Origin of the sequence: Streptomyces sp. NPDC093801 (genome assembly GCF_040701585.1) — a bacterium.
In the GTDB taxonomy this organism is placed as follows: domain Bacteria; phylum Actinomycetota; class Actinomycetes; order Streptomycetales; family Streptomycetaceae; genus Streptomyces.
The window spans coordinates 1-5114 of record NZ_JBFBDP010000089.1 but is presented as its reverse complement, the minus strand read 5'-3'; the positions used below and the strand labels follow the sequence as shown (position 1 = coordinate 5114).

General features: G+C 71.3%; 1 protein-coding gene. It reads right to left on the bottom strand.

The window, feature by feature from the left end; all coding sequences use genetic code 11:
- Nucleotides 1-5114: amino acid adenylation domain-containing protein (locus tag AB0469_RS40815; protein WP_366456677.1), on the bottom strand; the 5114-nt coding region annotated here is incomplete at both ends.

Below are 5114 nucleotides of genomic sequence, written 5' to 3'. Positions count from 1 at the left end.
GCGTGGTGACGATCCCCTTCGGAACACCCGTGGATCCCGACGTGTACATCACATACGCCGCCTGATCCGGCAGACAGCGCACCGGCAGCAGACCCGCGGACCCTGCATCCGGGAGCCCCGTCTCCCGTCCGACGACAATGACATCCGCACCCTGCGCCGTCACTGCCTTGCTGAACTCGTGGTCCCGCATCGCGCTGTCCACGAGCAGCAGCTCAGCGCCCGTGTCCTCGAAGACCGCCGACATCCGCGACAGCGGAGAGCGCGCGTCCAACGGCACATAGGCGCCACCGGCCTTCAGCACCGCGAGGAACGCGACGACCAAGTCCGCCGAGCGCTCCATCAGCACACCGACCAGCGACTCCGCACCCACACCACGCCCAACCAGCAACCCGGCCAGCCGGTCCGCCCGAGCGCTCAGCTCCGCACAACTCAGCTCCACCCCGCCGGCCACGACCGCGATCGCCTCCGGATCCCGCGCCACCCGAGCCTCGAACAGCTCCGGCAACGACGCCACCGGAACATCCCGCGCCGTATCGATCCACTCCCCCAGAATCCGACGCCGCTCGGCCACATCGAGCACGTCCACCCGGCTGATACGCCGCGTCGGGTCGGTGACCGCGCCCTGCAGGACGCGTACGAACCGGGCCGCGATGTCCTGCGCCGTCGTGCGGTCGAAGAGGTCGGACGCGAAGGTCACGGCCCCATGGAGCCCGGCCGACGTGCCGTCGGCGTGGAACCGCTCGCCGAACTGGAAGTCGAGATCGAACTTCGCCGACAGCTGGCCGGGGCCGACCGGTGTCGCCGTTACGCCGGGCAGTTCCAGTGCAGCCTGGGTGTTGTTCTGCACGGCCAGCATGACCTGGAACAGCGGATGCCGGGCCATGGACCGTACCGGGGCCAGATCCTCCACCAGCCGCTCGAACGGCACGTCCTGATGCGCGAACGCCCCCAGCCCCGTCTCCCGCACCCGGCCCAGCAACTCGACGAAGGTCGGATCTCCGGACAGGTCGGTACGCAGCACCAGGGTGTTGACGAAGAACCCCACCAGGTCGTCAAGGGCATCGTCGGTACGTCCCGCGACCGGCGCCCCGATCGGCACATCGGTGCCCGCACCCAGCCGCGAGAGCAGCGTGGCCAGAGCCGCCTGCAGCACCATGAACACCGTCACGCCCTGAGTACGGGCCAGCTCGGTTATGTGCTCGTGCAGTTCCGCGGGGACGTCGACCTGGATGGTGCCGCCGCGGTGTGTGGCCACGGCAGGCCGTGGCCGGTCCATCGGCAGCGCCGTCTCCTCCGGCAGGCCGGCCAGGGCGTTGCGCCAGTAGGCCAGCTGCTGGGACAGCACGCTGTCCGGATCGGCGTCGTCGCCCAGCAGCTCCCGCTGCCACAGGGCGTAGTCCGCGTACTGCACCGCCAGCGGGGCCCAGCCGGGCGTGGTGCCCGCGCGACGGGCCGCGTAGGCGGTGGACAGGTCTCGTGCGAGCGGCCCCATCGACCAGCCGTCACCCGCGATGTGGTGCACCACGACCAGCAGCACGTGCTCGTCCGGTCGCACAGTGAACAGCTGTGCCCGCAGCGGGACCTCCCCCGCCAGGTCGAAGGCGTACCGCGCCGTCCCGGCGAGGGACTCCGCCAGCTGAGCCTCGTCGAACCCGTCGACGTCGATCACCGGAAGCTCGATGGACAGGGTCTCCGGGTGGAGTATCCGCTGGTGCGGGGCACCGTCCACGGCCGGGAACACCGTGCGCAGCGCCTCGTGGCGCGTTACGAGGTCCCCGAGGGCCGCCTGGAGTGCGTCGCGGTCGAGGTCGCCGGTCAGGCGGAGGGCGACGGGGATGTTGTACGCGGGGTTGGGGCCTTCCAGCTCGCCCAGGAACCACAGCCGCTGCTGCGCGAACGACAGCGGGACCACGTCCGGCCGGGCCACGGCCGTCAGCGCGGGCCGGGCCTGACCGGCCTCCGCCAGTCGGCCGGCGATCCCCGCGACCGTCGGCGCCTCGAACAGCGCCCGGATCGGTACTTCCACGCCCAGCAGCGAACGGATGCGGCTCACCAGACGCGTGGCCAGCAGCGAATGCCCGCCCAGCTCGAAGAAGTTGTCGTCGACACCGATCCTCGGCAGGCCCAGGACATCGGCGAAGACGGTGCAGAGGATCTCCTCCCGCACCGGGGATGCTTCCCGGCGGGCCGACGCGGTTTCCGTGCGGTCGGGAACGGGCAGGGCCTTGCGGTCCAGCTTCCCGTTCGCCGTCAACGGCAGCCGGTCCAGGACCACCATGGCCGAAGGCACCATGTAGTCGGGCAGGATCCCCTTGGCGAAACCGCGGACGTCGGCGGGCAGCACCGTGGCCGCCCCGTCGTGCCCGGGAGCGGGAACGACGTACCCGACGAGGCGCTTGTCGCCCGGGGTGTCCTCGCGGACGATCACCGCGGCCTGCGCCACCGACGGATGCGAGACCAGCACGGCCTCCACCTCGCCCGGCTCGATGCGGTAGCCGCGGACCTTGACCTGGTCGTCGGCCCGTCCGAGGAACTCCAGCTCACCGGTGCCGTTCCAGCGCACCAGGTCGCCCGTGCGGTACATCCGCTCGCCCGCGGCCCCGAACGGATCCGCGACGAAGCGCTCCGCGGTCAGGCCGGGCCGGGCGAGATAGCCGCGGGCCAGCTGGACGCCGGCCACGTACAGCTCGCCGGCCGCACCGGACGGCACCGGGCGCAGCATCGAGTCCAACACGTACGCACGTGTGTTCCAGATCGGCTTGCCGATGGGGACGGCCCCGGACGGCACGTCGTCGGCCGGGGAGATCCTGTACTCCATGCACCCGACGGTCACCTCGGTCGGGCCGTACTCGTTCACCACGGTGGCGCCCGGCCGGACGGCCCGCCAGGAGTCGAGGACGTCCCCGACCAGCTGCTCACCGCCGACCACGAGCTCGCCACTGGGCGAGAGGGATTCGGGGAGGGATGCGAGGAGGGGTATGTGGCTGGGCGTCCCCTTGAGGAAGGTCACCCGGTCAACGGCAGCCGAAGGCCTCGCTCCGTCCTCCAACGGGGCGATCTCGATGGTGCCGCCGCTGATCAGCGGCGCGTAGAGCGTCGTCACCGCCAGGTCGAAGGCGACCGAGGAATGCAGCAGCGCGCGGCCGCTGACGGAGGGGTAGGACGTCACGCTCCATGTCAGGTAGTGGGTGAGTGCGGTGTGGTCGATCACGACGCCCTTGGGGCGGCCCGTGGAGCCCGACGTGTAGATCACGTACGCCGGGTGCTGCGGGAGCAGCTCGCCGCGGCGCTCCGCCCCGCTGATGTCGGCACCGCTCCGCTCGGCGACCGCGGCCGCGACCTGCACGTCGTCGAGGACCAGGCACAGGTCCCCGGTGGGCGGCCGCCCCGCGAGCGCGGCATGCTCCCGGCCGGTCAACAGCAGCTCGGGCGCGGCGTCCAGCAGCATGTCGGCTACGCGCGCGGAGGGCAGGCCCGGGTCGATGGGCAGGTAGGCGCCGCCTGCCTTGAGCACCGCAAGAAGGGCGACGACCAGATCGGCCGACCGATCCATGAGCACACCGACCAGCGTCTCCGGGCCGACGCCCCGCGCGATGAGCAGCCTCGCCAGACGGTTCGCACGCGCGTCGAGTTCGGCGTAGCTGATCTCGACGTCCCCGCACACGACCGCGGTCGCCTCGGGCGTGCGCGCCACCTGGGCCCGGAAGAGGTCCGGAAGGGTCGCGGCGGCCACGTCGCGGGCGGTGTCGTTGCATCCGGTCAGGACGTGCTGTCGCCGTGCCGCGTCCAGGACCTCGATCCGCCCGAGCGGGGTGCCGGGTGCGGTTTCCAACGCGGTGACCAGATGGCGTACGGCGGTGTGCAGCAGGGAGCACACCATGTCGGGGTCTATGGGGGCGGCGGCGAGGACGGACAGGGCGAACTGCGTACCGCGGTCGTCGACGGAGACCGTGAGCGGGTAGTTGGTGCGCTCCTGGCCGTGGAGCAGCTCGATCCCGTCGAGGCCACCGCTCGCCCTCCGGTCCCGCCCGTCCTGGTCCCGGCGGAAGTTGAGCAGTGAGGTGAACAGCGGGGTCCGGGCGGGAACCCCGCTGGCCAGCTGTGCGAGCACCAGCGGTGCGTGCTCGTGCACGAGCAGCTCGGCCAGCTGTTCCTGCATGGCGTGGACCGCCTCCACCACGTTCACGGCGCCGACGTGATCGCGTACCGGAAGGGTGTTGATGAAGAGGCCGGGGATGCGGTCGGCACCGGTACCTGCGTCCAGGCGGCCCAGGAGGACCGTGCCGAACACGACGTCGTCACGGCCGGATGCCGTGGCCACGACGCGCGCCCACGCCACGTGGAACAGGATGGCCACGCTCACGCCCAGCCGTCGGGCCTGCTCACGGATCCGTGCGGCCAGCCCGGCTTCCACCACCGCCCTGGCCTGGGAGACGCCCGTGCCGTCGCCGCGTACGTCGAGGAGCCCGAAGGGGGCCGTCGGCTCGGTGACGTCCCCGAGCAGAGCCGCGAAGTACCGCTCGTGCTCCTCACGCGACACCCGCATGCGGGCCTGTGCCACGAAGTTCCGGAAGGGCAAGGGCGCGGGCAGCCGGTCTTCGTGTCCGTTCAGGAAGGCGGCCACCTCACCGGTCAGGACCTCCAGACCCGCGTGGTCCTGGACCAGGTGGTGGGCCTGGAGCAGCAGCAGCCACCGCCCGCTGTCCGGATCCTCGGTGATGTTCGCCCGAAGCATCGGAGCCCGGCGGATGTCCATCGACGCGTCGCATGCCGTCAGCAGTCGCCGGGCAACGTCGTCCGTGCCGGCCGTTGCACGGTCGAGGTGGACGTGCTCGATGGGGATCACCGCGTGCCGCAGCACCACCTGGACGGGTTCGCGCAGGTCTTCCCACAGTACGGCGGTCCGCAGGACGTCATGGCGGTCCACGACCTTCTGCAACGCGGTCAGGAAGCCGTCGAGGCGCTCACGTGAATCGAAGCCCAGGACGGTGGGCAGCACGTACACGTCGCTGTCGGAGCCGGCTTCCATCAGGTGGTGGAAGAAGATGCCTTCCTGGAGCGGGGCCAGCGGATACACGTCCGCGATGTTCGCCGCGCCGCCGGGCACCACCGTG